This window comes from Paenibacillus sp. NEAU-GSW1 (genome assembly GCF_009737085.1).
Lineage (GTDB): Bacteria > Bacillota > Bacilli > Paenibacillales > Paenibacillaceae > Pristimantibacillus.
This window is the reverse complement of sequence record NZ_WOVL01000022.1, coordinates 27,316-41,768: the sequence shown is the minus strand read 5'-3', so window position 1 is coordinate 41,768 and position 14,453 is coordinate 27,316. Positions and strand designations below refer to the sequence as shown.

General features: G+C 51.2%; 11 protein-coding genes and 1 pseudogene. 11 read left to right on the top strand and 1 reads right to left on the bottom strand.

Translation table 11 applies throughout. The features are described 5' to 3' along the window. The first annotated feature begins 50 nt into the window (after positions 1-50). The 6 genes and pseudogenes from GOM71_RS16885 to GOM71_RS16855 all read left to right on the top strand — a co-directional run bounded on the left by GOM71_RS16885 (position 51) and on the right by GOM71_RS16855 (position 7,991). Positions 51-2,072 (top strand): beta-galactosidase, encoded by a 2,022-nt coding sequence (locus tag GOM71_RS16885; RefSeq protein ID WP_156283147.1) that lies wholly within the window; start codon positions 51-53, stop codon positions 2,070-2,072. A 284-nt stretch (positions 2,073-2,356) separates the two neighbouring features. Next, positions 2,357-3,280 carry an ABC transporter permease gene (locus GOM71_RS16880; RefSeq protein ID WP_156283145.1) on the top strand — a complete coding sequence of 308 codons (924 nt, stop codon included), beginning with the start codon at positions 2,357-2,359 and terminating at the stop codon, positions 3,278-3,280. A gap of 47 nt (positions 3,281-3,327) precedes the next feature. Then, positions 3,328-4,221 carry a carbohydrate ABC transporter permease gene (locus GOM71_RS16875; RefSeq protein WP_156283143.1) on the top strand — a complete coding sequence of 298 codons (894 nt, stop codon included), beginning with the start codon at positions 3,328-3,330 and terminating at the stop codon, positions 4,219-4,221. A gap of 139 nt (positions 4,222-4,360) precedes the next feature. Beyond that, positions 4,361-5,959: an extracellular solute-binding protein gene (locus tag GOM71_RS16870; protein WP_156283141.1), complete on the top strand. Its 1,599-nt coding sequence runs from the start codon at positions 4,361-4,363 to the stop codon at positions 5,957-5,959. A 1,022-nt stretch (positions 5,960-6,981) separates the two neighbouring features. Next, positions 6,982-7,722, top strand: a pseudogene (locus tag GOM71_RS24480) (GerAB/ArcD/ProY family transporter). Beyond that, positions 7,707-7,991 carry a hypothetical protein gene (locus GOM71_RS16855; protein ID WP_156283135.1) on the top strand — a complete coding sequence of 95 codons (285 nt, stop codon included), beginning with the start codon at positions 7,707-7,709 and terminating at the stop codon, positions 7,989-7,991. The pseudogene GOM71_RS24480 and the gene GOM71_RS16855 overlap by 16 nt, the downstream one beginning before the upstream one ends. Here the strand turns inward: GOM71_RS16855 and GOM71_RS16850 are convergent. Further along, the gene (locus tag GOM71_RS16850; RefSeq protein WP_156283248.1) at positions 7,963-9,291 is read right to left on the bottom strand and encodes an FAD-dependent oxidoreductase; all 1,329 of its coding nucleotides are present in this window, start codon (positions 9,289-9,291) and stop codon (positions 7,963-7,965) included. The genes GOM71_RS16855 and GOM71_RS16850 overlap by 29 nt on opposite strands. Before the next feature lie 469 nt (positions 9,292-9,760). Here GOM71_RS16850 and GOM71_RS16845 point away from each other — a divergent pair, with 469 nt between their 5' ends. The 5 genes from GOM71_RS16845 to GOM71_RS16825 are packed head-to-tail and all read left to right on the top strand — an operon-like array spanning position 9,761 to position 14,438. After that, positions 9,761-10,924 (top strand): Gfo/Idh/MocA family protein, encoded by a 1,164-nt coding sequence (locus tag GOM71_RS16845; protein WP_156283133.1) that lies wholly within the window; start codon positions 9,761-9,763, stop codon positions 10,922-10,924. Positions 10,925-10,945: 21 nt separating this feature from the next. Beyond that, positions 10,946-12,019, top strand: a complete 1,074-nt coding sequence (locus GOM71_RS16840; RefSeq protein WP_156283246.1) for a Gfo/Idh/MocA family protein — start codon at positions 10,946-10,948, stop codon at positions 12,017-12,019. Between the two features lie 48 nt (positions 12,020-12,067). Next, complete coding sequence (locus GOM71_RS16835) at positions 12,068-12,928, top strand: sugar phosphate isomerase/epimerase family protein (protein ID WP_156283131.1); 861 nt, start codon at positions 12,068-12,070, stop codon at positions 12,926-12,928. Further along, the gene (locus GOM71_RS16830) at positions 12,921-13,757 is read left to right on the top strand and encodes a helix-turn-helix transcriptional regulator (RefSeq protein ID WP_367649664.1); all 837 of its coding nucleotides are present in this window, start codon (positions 12,921-12,923) and stop codon (positions 13,755-13,757) included. The genes GOM71_RS16835 and GOM71_RS16830 overlap by 8 nt, the downstream gene beginning before the upstream one ends. Before the next feature lie 27 nt (positions 13,758-13,784). Then, the gene (locus GOM71_RS16825) at positions 13,785-14,438 is read left to right on the top strand and encodes an SGNH/GDSL hydrolase family protein (RefSeq protein ID WP_156283129.1); all 654 of its coding nucleotides are present in this window, start codon (positions 13,785-13,787) and stop codon (positions 14,436-14,438) included. Positions 14,439-14,453: the final 15 nt, after the last annotated feature.

The window sequence follows — 14,453 nt, the reverse complement described above, 5'->3', positions numbered from 1 at the left end:
GATAGACTGTCTCCGATTCTAATGATATTGGCAGAAGGGACAGTGAAGCAATGATAAATTCGAAATTGCCTTCGATCTGGTACGGCGGCGACTACAATCCTGACCAGTGGCCGGAGCAAATATGGCAGGAGGACATGAGACTATTCAAGGAAGCGGGCATTAACGTCGTGACGCTTCCGGTGTTCAGTTGGGCAAAGCTGCAGCCCTCAGAAGATGTGTACAGCCTGGAGTGGCTGGACAAGCTGCTGGACTTGATTGCGGATAACGGCATATACGCTTGCCTGGCTACCTCGACTGCAGCTCAGCCGGCTTGGATGTCTCGCCAATATGAGGATATGCTTCCCGTTGACGTCGATGGGCGCAAACGAACCCACGGCTCGCGCACGAACTTCTGCCCGAACAGCAAATCGTACCGCCGACTGTCCCGCCAGTTGGCACGCAAGCTTGCCGAGCGTTACAAGGAGCATCCCGCTTTGCTGATCTGGCATATTAACAACGAATATGGAACCCATTGCTATTGCGGCAACTGCGCTGCGGCGTTCCGCGTCTGGCTGCAAGGCAAATACGGCACGATTAAGCAGTTGAACGCCGAATGGAACATGAGCTTCTGGGGGCACACCGTATACGAGTGGGAAGAAGTTGTGCCGCCATCCAATCTGAACGGCGACAACCGCAATTTTCAGCCGATGGCGCTTGATTATAAACGGTTTATGTCCGATTCAATCCTTGCCTGCTATCAAGGCGAGTATGACGAGCTGAAAGCGATTACGCCGGGTATTCCGATCACGACAAATATTTGGGGACTGTTCAACGGGCTGGATTTGAAAAAATGGGGCGATGCGATGGACGTCGTCTCGTGGGACAGCTATCCGCAAATGAACGAGCCGATGGGCAATGTCGCCATGCGTCACGATAATATGCGCGGCTTAAAGGACGGCAAGCCGTTCATGCTGATGGAGCAAACGCCGAGCCAGCAAAACTGGCAGCCTTACAACAGCCTGAAACGGCCGGGCGTTATGCGGCTGTGGAGCTATCAGGCGGTCGCGCACGGAGCCGACACCGTTATGTTCTTCCAGCTGCGCCGCTCGTTTGGCGCATGCGAGAAATACCACGGCGCCGTCATCGAGCATGTCGGACACGAGAATACCCGTGTTTTCCGGGAATGCGCGCAATTGGGCAGGGAGCTGGGAGCGCTTGGCGACCGGCTGCTGGATTCGGTAATCGACGCCGACGTGGCGCTGCTGTTCGATATCGACACTTGGAACGCAGTGGAGATGACTAGCGGGCCTAGCGTCGATCTGAACTATTTGGAGCAGGCGCAGCAGTATTATAAAGCGTTCTACGATTATAAGGTGCCCGTAGACGTCATAAGCCCGCTCAGCGATTTCTCGAAATACCGCATCGTCATTGCGCCGGTGCTGTACATGTTGAAGCCAGGCGTAGCGGAACGGATCGAAGCGTTCGTGAAGAACGGCGGTACATTCGTGACGACGTTCTTCAGCGGCATCGTCAACGAGAACGATATCGTCACGCTTGGCGGCTATCCGGGCAAGCTAAGAGAGCTTCTTGGCGTATGGGTTGAAGAGATCGACAGCCTGACGCCGGATATGCGCAACAGCGTAGAGATTGGGGATGGCTTCGGCCACGTACGAGGGAGCTACGAATGCGGGCTGCTATGCGACTTGATTCATCTGGAAGGCGCGCAGGCGCTTGGCGCATACGGCTCCGATTTTTACGCGGGAATGCCGGCTCTGACGGTGAATCGTTACGGCGAAGGAGAGGCCTACTACGTGGCGACTGCGCCGGAGCAGCGATTGCTGAACGATTTGATTCGTACGCTATGCGAGAAGCGTGACATTAAAGCACCGTTCAGCGCGGCGGAGGGCGTGGAGCTCGCGCAGCGCTCGAAAGACGGAGCCATTTATCACTTCGTGCTTAATCACAACGGCTTTAAAGCGGAGGTTGAGCTCGGCGAGGACGTTTACCTCGACCTATTGGCAAACGAAATCGTAACATCGACGGTTGAACTTGAGCCCTATGGCGTTATGATTTTGCAAAAACAGCGGAAATGACTGTAAAAAACCTTGGCAGCTCGCGATTAACGCGAAGCTTTCAAGGTTTTTTTACTGTGCGGATTGCGCTCTTCTAAAGTCCAAATTGGCCGAAAAAGCTTAAAAATGCATAGAAGTTTAATTCGTTCACTCGCTTTTTCGCCGTATTGTTCACTGTTTTTGCAATGTTGCTCTTTCTCGGGAAATGAGGCCGCGTGTACATTGGGAACAGAAACAGATCAGACAGCAACATACAAACACACAACTAGCAAGCGCTGAAAGCTGAGAGGGGAGACATTATCTGCATGATAAGAAAAAATGGATTGCTCAAGGAACTGGTCACGAATCGGCTGCTGTTTCTAATGCTGCTGCCGGCCTTATTGTTTTTCCTAATTAATTCGTATTTACCGATGGTCGGCGTTTACTACGCGTTTACCCGGTTCGATTTCGCTAAAAGCTTGTTCAACAGTGAATTCGTCGGATTCGAAAATTTTCGTTTCTTATGGAAGTCCGGCGTCTTGTGGAAGCTGACATTAAATACGGTCGGCTACAACATCGCGTTTATTCTGTTAGGAAACGTATTGGCGATCGCTTTGGCGGTGCTGCTCAGCGAGCTGAAGGTTGCTTGGTTTAAAAAGCTTACGCAATCGATCATGTTTCTGCCTTACTTTGTTTCTTTCGTTATTCTTAGCGTTATTGTCTACAACGTGTTCAATTATGACAGCGGTTTCCTTAATACGATGCTCGAACAGCTCGGATCGGAACCGGTTGACGTCTACAATACGCCTTGGATTTGGGTATTTCTTATTATCATTTTTTACTTGTGGAAAAATATCGGCTACAGCATGGTTATCTACCTGGCTTCGATTACGGGCATCAGCGATGAGTATTACGAAGCGGCCAAAATCGATGGCGCGAACATTTTCCAACGGGTATGGTACATTACTGTTCCGATGCTGAAAACGACGTTCGTCATGCTGCTCCTGTTCGCGCTCGGCAGCATTATGAAAGGCCAATTCGATTTGTTCTATCAATTGATCGGCAACAATGGCGTTCTGTACAATACGACCGACATTCTCGACACTTACGTATACCGTTCGTTGAAAGTGACGTTCGATATCGGGATGTCGACGGCAGCCGGCCTTTATCAGTCGCTCTTCGGATTCATTCTGATTATGACGGTCAACTACATCATCAAGAAGATCAACGACGAGTACGCATTGTTCTAATCGACGAGCCACAGCCCACCCACAGTAAGTAACCGTAGGAGGTACCTATGAAAATCAAAGAAGATAAATATATGAAATGGTTCCGGCTTATCGCGTATACCGTCATTTTCTTTGCGACAATTGCATGCCTGTTCCCGTTCCTGCTCATTATTTCCGCATCCTTTACGCAAAACGAAGCGATCATTAAGGACGGCTATCATTTTATCCCGACTGTCTTTTCATTAGAAGGGTATGAGACCGTATTCCGGTTTCCGAAGCAGGTGCTGAACGCCTACGGCGTAACGGTCTACACGACGGTTGTCGGTACGTTTATCGGGCTGTTCCTAATGACGATGGCCGGTTACGTGCTGCAGCGAAAAGATTTCAAATACCGCAATTTTTTCTCCTTTATTATTTATTTCACGACGCTGTTCGGCGGGGGACTTGTGCCATGGTACATTCTCATGACGAAGTATTTAAAGCTGACCGATACGCTGACTGTATTGATTGCTCCCGGCATCATGACGCCGTTCCTTATTATATTGATGAAAAACTTTATCCGCTCCGCCGTTCCGGACGAGGTCGTCGAATCGGCCAAAATCGACGGCGCCAACGACTTTACGATCTACTCGCGCATCGTGCTTCAGCTGTCGATGCCGGGCATCGCAACCGTCGGACTGTTCCTCGCGCTTCATTTCTGGAACGACTGGTTCTCGTCGTCGCTGTTCATTAACGATACGACGAAATACCAGCTGCAATACTACTTGTACAACGTCATTAACGCGATGAGCTTCGTCGCTCAGATGGGCGCAGGCACCGGCGTATCGCTTGGCAGCGATCTGCCGACCGAGTCCACGAAGATGGCGATGTCGATTATCGTAACAGGACCGATACTGTTCCTGTACCCGTTCGTTCAGCGTTATTTTGTCAAAGGGTTGACGATCGGAGCGGTGAAAGGTTAGAACTGAACAAGGGATTTATCGATTCCGCGTTTAGCTAACATAGATAGAATCAAACAAAAGGCGTATATTTCCGATGGTAGTTTTGTTACGAAGCGCAGTCGGAAAGCCACGCTAAACAAAACTTTTTAGGAGGGTTCACATGACAAAGAAAGCAGCAAAAACGGTCACTCTACTTCTTACCGTCATTATGTTCATCTCGGTTCTCGCGGCCTGCAGTTCGGGCAACAACGGCAATAACGGCAATGCGGGCAAGACGAATGAGCCTGCGGCAACAACTGAAAGCAGCGCAAAACCGGATGAAGGCGGCGAGAAAACGGCGCTTGATACTTCGAAAAAAGTGGAGCTTCAATTTTACATGCTGGGCGACGCGCCTAAAGATCTCGCAATCATTCAAGAAGAAATCAACAAAATGGCGCTTGAAGATTTGAATGCGACTGTTAAATTCAATTACACGTCTTGGACCGACTGGGATCAAAAATATAAGCTGCTGCTCGGTTCGGGCCAGCAAGTCGACTTGATCTTCACGGCTGACTGGACACAGTACCAATCCTATGCGAAAAAAGGCGCGTTTCAGCCGCTCGACGAGCTGCTTCCGGTTGCCGCTCCGAAGCTGAACGAATTCGTTCCGAAGGATATGTGGGAAGCTGTAAAAATCGACGGAAAAATTTTCACAGTGCCAGCTACTTATAAAGAATACGTAACGGACGGTTTCGTATGGCGCGAAGACCTTCGCGAGAAATACAACCTGCCTGTTCCGGTAGACATTGCAACGTTCGAGCAATACTTGGACGGCATCAAGAAAAACGAGTCGACGTTGACGCCTCTGTCGATGAACTCCGATGTGAAAACGAACCTGATGGACCGTTTCAGAGGCGTAGCGCACGCTCCAGTAGGCGCGCTTCCTTACGGCATCGGCATCAAATACGATACGCCTAACGAAATCTATTCGTACTGGGGTTCGGACGAGCAAAAAGAAGATTTGAACACGCTGAAGCGTTGGCAGGACAACGGCTACATGGCTAAAAACGTGCTGAACGTTAAAGATACGCTGCAAGATCAAATTACGAGCGGCAAAGCGGCTGCCATTCTTGGCGACAACCCGAATCGTTACAACGACATGGTTATTAAGCTGCAATCCACGCATCCGGACTGGAAGCTGGGGTACACGCCGTATCCGAAAGTAAACGGCATTGCTACTCCTGTACATCCGATCCACAACGGATATGCGATTCCGGTAAGCAGCAAAAACCCGGAACGCGCTCTGGCGTTTTACGAGAAAATGGTTACGGACAAACGCTACAACCTGTTGACGCAATACGGCATCGAAGGCAAAAACTATGAAGTGAAAGACGGCTACTACACAATGATCGGCGATTCCAACACGAACGGTTTCCCTCGCGAAGGCATGAACGGCTGGGCGTGGCGTAATCCGGAGTACATGCTGTTCGACAAAAACTATGACGGCGTAAAAGCGATTTTCGACGAGCTTGATAAAATCCAAGTGCCTGACAAATTTACAGGCTTCGCTGAGGATTACACCGCATACCAAGCGGAGAGAGCGGCGCTTGAGCAAGTGGAGAAACAATATCTGTTCCCGCTGCAAGCAGGTCTCGTGAAAAACGTTGATGAAGGTTTGCAAACGTTCCTCGAGAAGGCGAAACAAGCTGGCCTTGAAAAAATCCAAGCCGAGTATACGAAGCAATGGCAAGCGTATGTAACGGCGCAAGGCATTAAGTAAGGTTCAAAAGGAGTCCCGCGTCATTGATGGCGCGGGACTCCTTTTTTTAATGTATGTTGTTGTGGCGGTCAAACTGCTCAAGCGAATGTTCTTACGATCGCTGTTGTATACGGATTCCTCGAATCAATTTGAAATGGGATGGAATCCGTATACAAAGGCGAACGCTGGCGCTTCTCCAGAATCAATCGCTTGCTCCGTTTAGCAGCCAACTGCCAGGTCACAAACTACGCAAGCGAATGTTCTTACGATCGCTGTTGTATACGGATTCCTCGAATCAATTTGAAATGGGATGGAATCCGTATACAAAGGCGAACGCTGGCGCTTCTCCAGAATCAATCGCTTGCTCCGTTTAGCAGCCAACTGCCAGGTCACAAACTACGCAAGCGAATGTTCTTACGATCGCTGTTGTATACGGATTCCTCGAATCAATTTGAAATGGGATGGAATCCGTATACAAAGGCGAACGCTGGCGCTTCTCCAGAATCAATCGCTTGCTCCGTTTAGCAGCCAACTGCCAGGTCACAAACTACGCAAGCGAATGTTCTTACGATCGCTGTTGTATACGGATTCCTCGAATCAATTTGAAATGGGATGGAATCCGTATACAAAGGCGAACGCTGGCGCTTCTCCAGAATCATTCGCTTGCTCCGTTCAGCAGCCAACTGCCAGGTCTTTGTTCCAAGGTACAAATGTACCTTGGATGGGTTAGGAAGTTGCGCCGGAGGAGCTCTAAGGTACAAATGTACGTTAGAAGGGCGGATGGAGCACACGGGCAAGGTAACTATGCTTCTCTAAGGTACAAATGTACCTTGGATGGGTTAGGAAGCTGCGACTGAGAAGCTCTAAGTTAGAAGGGTGGTTGGAGCACACGGGCAAGGTAACTATGCTTCTCTAAGGTACAAATGTACCTTGGATGGGTTAGGAAGCTGCAACTGAGGAGCTCTAAGGTACAAATGTACGTTAGAAGGGTGGTTGGAGCACACGAGCAAGGTAACTATGCTTCTCTAAGGTACAGGCGATGAATGCGGCATGGCGGTCTTGCGCTGCTGCTGTTGATGCTGGACTTAATCCGGCTGTACCCCGGCCAGTCGTTCATTGAAATTTGCCGGTGGACGGTCGGCAATTGGCTTACCTATGCGGTTGCTGGCTTCATGCTGACGATGGCCTTTCATATGGCATCCGGCATCTTGATCGATGTCGCAGGCTTTATGACCAGTATAATGCTGCCGGAGACGCCAATTTATATTTTTACCGGTTTGATCTTTATAGTAACTGAGCTTCTGCTTAGATCCGGCATCGAAACAATCGCTCGGATGTTTAACATCCTGATCGTGATCATTTTATTTTTCTGGGCTATCGTCATCTTGCTGCTTATCCGAATTATCATCCGGAATTTCTTCAGCCGATGTTTCCCGAAGGGTTGAAGCCTTTAATTCTTGGCAGCTATTTGACCTCAGGCTTTCCTTACGGGGAAGTCGTTCTGTTTATTGCCGTTTTTGCCCTATGTGCGCAAAGGATCACCGAAGAAACTGAGCCGGATGCTTCTCGGCACCATGCTGTTAAGAGGGATCATTTTGGCCATGTTAACTGTCGCGACAATAATGACGCTGGGCCCGCTTTCGTCAATTAAAAAATATCCGTTTTTCGTGCTGGCTCAAATCATCGAGATTGGCGATATTTTCGAGCGAATGGAAGCGATCATCGGCATGTCGATGATCGCAGGCTCGCTAATGAAGGCACAATTACGATGTTTGCGATTTTGACGATAGTAACGGATCTATTCCGGCTGAAGGATCAGCGTATTCTCGTTAATCCGCTTTGCTTGCTCGGCCAGCTGATGGCGCTGACGTTGCCGGCAACGATGAGGGAATGGGAAGAGCTCGTCACTGTCGTTCATCCGTTAAGGGTAGGAATCGTCTATATATTGACGATTCTCGTCATTTCGGCGGCAGCTCTTATGCGCAACGCGATGCGCCGGCGAAAGCTCCCGGATAGCTCGTTAATTACATCGCTTGAAGCCCTGCCTGGTTGAGCAAATTCCATGGCTTGTTATAGTGCGGCTGGAAGAAGAAGTCGACGAAGCTCAGCTCTTCCATCGTCATTCCGTTCTGGATGCAGACCGACATCGTATTGATAGCTTGCGTCAAATCGGCCTTCGACATCACTTGCGCGCCGACGATGCGGCGGGTCTCGGCTTCATATACGACCTTGAGCAGCACTTTTTCATAGGTCGGCATAAATTCCGGACGATAATTCTCTTCAAGCGTTACCTGTTTAACGTTTAGCCCGGCATCAAGCGCCGCTTGCTCCGTCAGGCCGGTCGATGCGATATTCTCGTCGAATATTTTAATGCCCGAAGTTCCCTGCGTGCCCAAATAACGAACGGTCGGCTGCAGCAAATTGCGTGCGACCAGCGTACCCATGCGGACGGCGTTCGTCGCGAGCGGAATATAGGCGTGCGTGTGTGTCGGGTTGTAGAAGACGGCGCAGCTGTCGCCGGCTGCGAATACGTCCGGGTTGCTCGTGCGCATATATTCATCGACGATGATAGCGCCGTTTGGCAGCATGTCGACCTGTCCTTTGAGCAGCTCGGTGTTTGGACGGAAGCCAATGCACAGAACGACCAGATCGGTCTCATACTCGCCGGCTGTCGTAACGACCTTCGTCACGCGGCCTTCATCCCCCTGGAAGCCGGTTACGGTTTGCCCAAGCTCCAGACGGATATCCCGCGCCATAAGCTCTGCTTCTGTCACATCGGTAAATGCGCGGTCGAGATATTTGAACAGGATGCGCTCCATATTGTCAATTAGCGTAACTTGCTTTCCGAGCTGCTCGAACGCTTCGACAAGCTCGATGCCGATATAGCCGGCGCCGATAACGGTGATGCGGTCGGCATGCTTTGCTTTCTCGATAATGGTTTGCGCGTGGGCGTAGTTTTTGCACAGAAGAATATTTTCGAGATCCATGCCTGCAAGGTTCGGTATAATCGGCCACGAGCCGGTCGTCACGATGAGTTTGTCGAAGGTATCGACGAAAGTGCGGCCTGTCGTCAAATCCTTCGCTCTTAGCGTCCGGTTTTCTGTATCGACTTCCAGCACATCATGGCGCAGATTCATAATGACTCCCATGTGCGCAAGCTGCTGCGGCGAAGCGTAGAACAGCTTATTGACGTCTTGCACGACGCCGCCTACATGAAGAGCGATGCCGCACGATAAGAACGATACATTGTCATTGCGCTCGTAGACTGTAATTTTCGCTTCGGGATATAATTTAGCCATTTGGGTTACGGCAGCGGTGCCGGCATGCGTGCAGCCGATTACGGCGATTTTCATTGTTGTCATCGTTAATTCCTCCTTGGATGGTGAACCGGTTTGAGATGTTTTGTGAATTAATTCACAAAAGTGAGATCACTTCCGTGCACTGACGCTGGCCAGAGCAGGGGATCATGCGCTTGAGTTGTTGCGGCCTTGATTTGTGATTCATTTCACAAACAAGATTTACGCCAACCACTTGTGATTTAATTCACAACCTCTTGATGAATTTATCATATGCGAGAGGGAACATTTTGACAAGGTGTTTGTGAATGATTTCACAAGATGATCACAAATTGTGCTTTTTACGGAGGAGAATAGGCCAGTCGAGGATGGCGGAAAGAACATAGGAAATATTCAATTTAGAACAATGACAGTTAAATGACGGGCGATATTGGCTCTTATCAATCAAGCGCTTTCAAAGCATCGATGTTACAATGGACTGAGAAAGAAAGCTTAATCACTCGAACGAAGAGAGGGTGTTTCGGTTTTGGCGAAGATGAGAATCGGCATAGTCGGTTTAGGAAATATGGGGTCTGGACACGCAAGTTATTTGATTGAAGGAGGCATAAAAGGAGCGGAACTGACGGCTGTATCGGATGTCCGGCCGGAACGGCTCGCAGAGGCGGCGCAGCAGTGGGGCGATCATATCCATCGGTTTGGTTCGCCGGAGGAGATGTTTCGCTCTGGCACAGTAGACGGCGTACTTATTTGTACGCCGCATTACGATCATCCCGCGCAAGCGACCGCCGCTTTGGAGTGCGGACTGCATGTGTTGATCGAGAAGCCGGCGGGCGTCTATACGCGCCAAGTTCGGGAGATGAACGAAGCCGCGGCGCACAGCGGAAAAGTGTTCGGCATTATGTACAATCAGCGCACGAATCCGCTTTATGCAAAGCTAAAGGATTTGATTGCTTCCGGCGAGCTTGGCGAGGTGCGTCGGACGAACTGGATCATTACGAATTGGTATCGTTCGCAAAGCTATTATGATTCCGGGGGCTGGCGCGCGACATGGGCAGGCGAAGGCGGCGGCGTGCTCATTAATCAGGACCCGCATCAGCTCGATCTGTGGCAGTGGACGACAGGACTTATGCCGAAGCGCATCCGCGCGTTTTGCCAGTTCGGCAAGCATCGCAATATCGAGGTGGAGAACGACGTGACTGCCTACGTTGAGTATGAAAACGGAGCTACCGGCGTATTTGTCACCTCGACCTTTGAAGCGCCGGGTACGAACCGGTTCGAAGTGTCCGGGGACCGCGGTAAAATTGTTATCGAGAACGATCAAATGACATTTTGGCGGCTTCGCGAGCTGGAGTCGGATTTCAATAGCCGTTACAAGGGCGGCTTTGGCCAACCGGAATGCTGGAAATTTGATGTTCCGATTCAAGCCGGAGGCGGGCAGCATAAGGAAATTACGCAGGATTGGGTCAATGCGGTCGTTAACGGAACGCCGCTCTTGGCGCCGGGCGAGGAAGGCATTAAAGGATTGGCGATCTCTAACGCAATGCTCCTCTCTACATGGACAGACAATTGGGTCGATCTGCCGATCAACGAGGATTTGTTCTATGAGAAGCTTCAAGAGCAAATTGCCAAATCGAAGCAGCAGAAGGACCTCGGCCATTATGAAAATTTTAGCGTAAAAGGGACGCACTGAGGCGGGAAAGGACGATTGATGATGTCAAAAGCAAACGGCATGAATTACGCTCCGCAAGGGAAACCGCGCCCAGTCGTCGAGAAAGGGCAGTTTCAATTCGCAGCGATGTCGCTCGATCACGGCCATATTTACGGCATGTGCAATGGGCTGCGAGAAGCGGGAGCGATGCTGAAATGGGTATATGACCGCGATCCTGCGAAAGTGAAAGCGTTCTGCGAGACGTATCCTGAAGTTCGTCCAGCAGAGTCGGAGCAGCAAATATTGCAGGATGCCGAAATTCAGCTTATCGCGGCGGCGGCGGTGCCGAACGAGCGCGGACCGCTTGGCGTAAAGGTGATGAAGCACGGCAAACACTATTTTACCGATAAAACGCCGTTTACGACTTTGGAGCAATTAGCGGAAGCGCGAACGGCTGCGGCTGAAACCGGACGCAAATATGCCGTCTATTACAGCGAGCGTCTGCATGTGGAGAGCGCCGAATTTGCCGGGCAGCTGGTAAAGGACGGGGCGATTGGTCGAGTCATTCACGTTATGGGACTTGGCCCGCATCGGCTGAACGCGCATATGCGGCCGGACTGGTTTTTCCAGAAGGAGAAATACGGCGGCATTATTTGCGATATCGGCAGCCATCAAATCGAGCAGTTTCTCTACTATGCGGGCTGCGCGGACGCGGTCGTCCAGCATAGCAAAGTAGCGAATTACAATAACAAGGCTTATCCTGAGCTGGAAGATTACGGCGATGCGACGCTTGTCGGCGACAACGGGGCGACGAACTTCCTGCGCGTGGATTGGTTTACGCCGGACGGCTTGTCGACATGGGGCGACGGCAGGACGATGATCGTAGGCACAAACGGATATATCGAGCTGCGTAAATATGTGGATATCGCGAGAAGCGCGGCGGGAGACAACCTGTTTCTCGTCAACGGCGACGGCGAGCGGCAGATCGACGTTAAGGGAAAGGTCGGATTCCCGTATTTCGGAGCGCTTATATTGGATTGCTTGAACGGAACGGAGCTTGCGATGACCCAGGCGCATACGTTCAAAGCGGCGGAGCTTTGCTTGCTGGCGCAGAAGCAAGCGATTCGAGTGGAATAGTGAAGGAACCTGGCGGTACGCATCGTTCTTGAGGGGAGAATGAAAAAAATGAAATTGTCGGTTTTTACTGTGTCTACGCCTGAGCTGACGCCTGAGGAATTGGCGGCAGCCGCAAGCGAAGCGGGAATCGATGCCATTGAATGGCGGTACAAAGATGCGCCGGAGGGTGCCGCTCAGATGAAGCCTTCATTCTGGGGCAATAATCGGAGTACGCTGCTTCCATCGGAAGGCGACGCGATGATTGATCGCCTGCGCCAAGCGGCGGAAGCGAACGGCGTTAAATCGCTTAGCGTTACGCCATATTTGACTGCGGGCGATTTGGCCGCCGCCGAAGAGGTGTTGAAAGCGGCTCGGCGCATCGGGGCGTCGACGATTCGGCTCGGCGTTCCGGGCTATGATCGCTCGCGGCCGTTCGGCGAGCTGTTCGAGCTGGCCCGCGCCTATTTGCGCGACGCTCAGCCGCTTTGCGCCCAATACGGCGTGAAGGGGCTGATCGAGACGCATCACAACACGATTGCGGCCAGCGCTTCCGCCGCATACCGGCTCGTAGAGGGACTTGATCCGAGCCATATCGGCGTGCTTTACGATCCCGGCAATATGGTGCATGAAGGCTACGAAAACTATCGAATGGGACTTGAGCTGCTGGGGCCGTACCTTGCGCATGTCCATGTGAAAAACGCAGGATGGCGTCAAGAGGGCATTGCCGCAGACGGCAGCAAAGTTTGGAAGACAGATTGGCTGGGGCTGAAGGAAGGCGCAGTGCCTTGGAAGCAAGTGATCGAGGACCTTCAAGCAGTCGGCTACGACGGCTACCTTGGCATCGAGGATTTTAGCGGCCAGTTTGAGCATTCTGCGGAAATGCTGCGGCATTTTGCCGGCTATATGAAGGAATTGCTGAATCGTGGCTGAGGCGATGCTGGATTACAGTTTCCGGTCAGATACGCCCATCGAACCGATTTTCCATTCGCATACGAGGTATGAGGTTTATTATTTTCACGAAGGCAAATGCAACTACCTGATTGGGGACAGCATTTACCATATGGCTCCGGGCGACCTCATCATCATGTACGGAATGACGCTGCACTGCCCGAAGGCCGATCCCTCGGTTTCTTATATCCGCTCGATTGTGCATTTCGATCCTGGATTAGTGAAGCCGTACGCGGAGCTGCCCCGTGCGGTCGATCTGCTCGAGCCGTTCCAGCAATTGAAAAACTACCGTTTGCGTCTTTGCGGCGAGGATAAAGCCGAGGCGGAACGAATTTTGGAGCTGATGCATAAGCATCAGCTTCGTCGCGATTCAATCGGCGAAAACAGGCTGCAGCTTGCATTCGTCGATTTGCTCTATTTGATTTACGGTTTATGCGCTCAGCCGTTGAAGGAGCGGCGGGAGTTTTCCTCCGATAAAGAAGCGGCGGTTCAACGGATCATTACATGGCTTGAGAGCTGCTATAAAGAGGATTTGCATATGGAGCAGCTGGAAGCGGAGCTGCACATGAGCAAATCGTACCTTTCGAAGCTGTTCAAGGAGGTAACGGGCGTTACGATCTTTAATTATATGTACAGGCGCAGAATTAACGAGGCCAAAATGATGTTTATGCTGGAGCCGGAGCTGTCAGTGACCGAAGCCGGCTTTCGGCTCGGCTTTAAACATTTGGCTCATTTCAGCAGGCTTTTCAAACAGTACGCAGGTATGACGCCCGAGCAGTTCAAGCGCCAGAACGGGCAAACGTCCGTATAATTATATTTTCCAGGGAGAGATGTTGTCATGTTGTTGGAAAAAGGTCAAAAACTGTTGTTCATCGGAGATTCCATTACCGATTGCGATCGTGCAAAGCCTGCAGGCGAAGGGCTATTCGGCGCGCTGGGGAAGGGCTATGTCGCGGGCGTTGACGCGCTGCTGCAAGCGGTCTATCCAGAGCTCGGCATTCGCGTCGTTAATGTCGGCACAAGCGGCAATAACGTTCGGGACTTGAAGGAAAGATGGCAGGAGGACGTGATCGACCGCAAGCCGGACTGGCTGTCGGTGATGATTGGAACGAACGATGTATGGAGACAATACGATACGCCGTTTATTACAGAATGGCATGTCTACGCCGACGAATACGAGGCGACGCTTCGCCAATTGGTTGCGGAGACGAAAGCGGGAGTTAAAGGCATCGTGCTCATGACGCCATTCTTTATCGAAAGCAATGAAAATGACGCGATGCGCAAAACAATGGACGCTTACGGCGAAATCGTTCGCCGAGTCGCGGCGGATACAGGCAGCCTATTCGTCGATACGCAAGCAGCCTTTAATGGAGTGCTGACCGAGCTTTATTCGGCAACGCTGGCATGGGATCGCGTTCATCCGACAGCGGCGGGACATATGGTGCTTTCGCGAGCCTTTTTGAACGCAATCGGGTTCGATTGGAACAAATAATATAATTGGGAGGGC

Excerpts from the sequence above, each read along its gene's own strand:
- GOM71_RS16885 (WP_156283147.1), top strand. The coding sequence starts at position 51 with ATGATAAATTCGAAATTGCCTTCGATCTGGTACGGCGGCGACTACAAT.
- GOM71_RS16880 (WP_156283145.1), top strand. The coding sequence starts at position 2,357 with ATGATAAGAAAAAATGGATTGCTCAAGGAACTGGTCACGAATCGGCTG.
- GOM71_RS16875 (WP_156283143.1), top strand. The coding sequence starts at position 3,328 with ATGAAAATCAAAGAAGATAAATATATGAAATGGTTCCGGCTTATCGCG.
- GOM71_RS16870 (WP_156283141.1), top strand. The coding sequence starts at position 4,361 with ATGACAAAGAAAGCAGCAAAAACGGTCACTCTACTTCTTACCGTCATT.
- GOM71_RS16855 (WP_156283135.1), top strand. The coding sequence starts at position 7,707 with ATGTTTGCGATTTTGACGATAGTAACGGATCTATTCCGGCTGAAGGAT.
- GOM71_RS16850 (WP_156283248.1), bottom strand. The coding sequence starts at position 9,291 with ATGAAAATCGCCGTAATCGGCTGCACGCATGCCGGCACCGCTGCCGTA.
- GOM71_RS16840 (WP_156283246.1), top strand. The coding sequence starts at position 10,946 with ATGTCAAAAGCAAACGGCATGAATTACGCTCCGCAAGGGAAACCGCGC.
- GOM71_RS16835 (WP_156283131.1), top strand. The coding sequence starts at position 12,068 with ATGAAATTGTCGGTTTTTACTGTGTCTACGCCTGAGCTGACGCCTGAG.
- GOM71_RS16825 (WP_156283129.1), top strand. The coding sequence starts at position 13,785 with ATGTTGTTGGAAAAAGGTCAAAAACTGTTGTTCATCGGAGATTCCATT.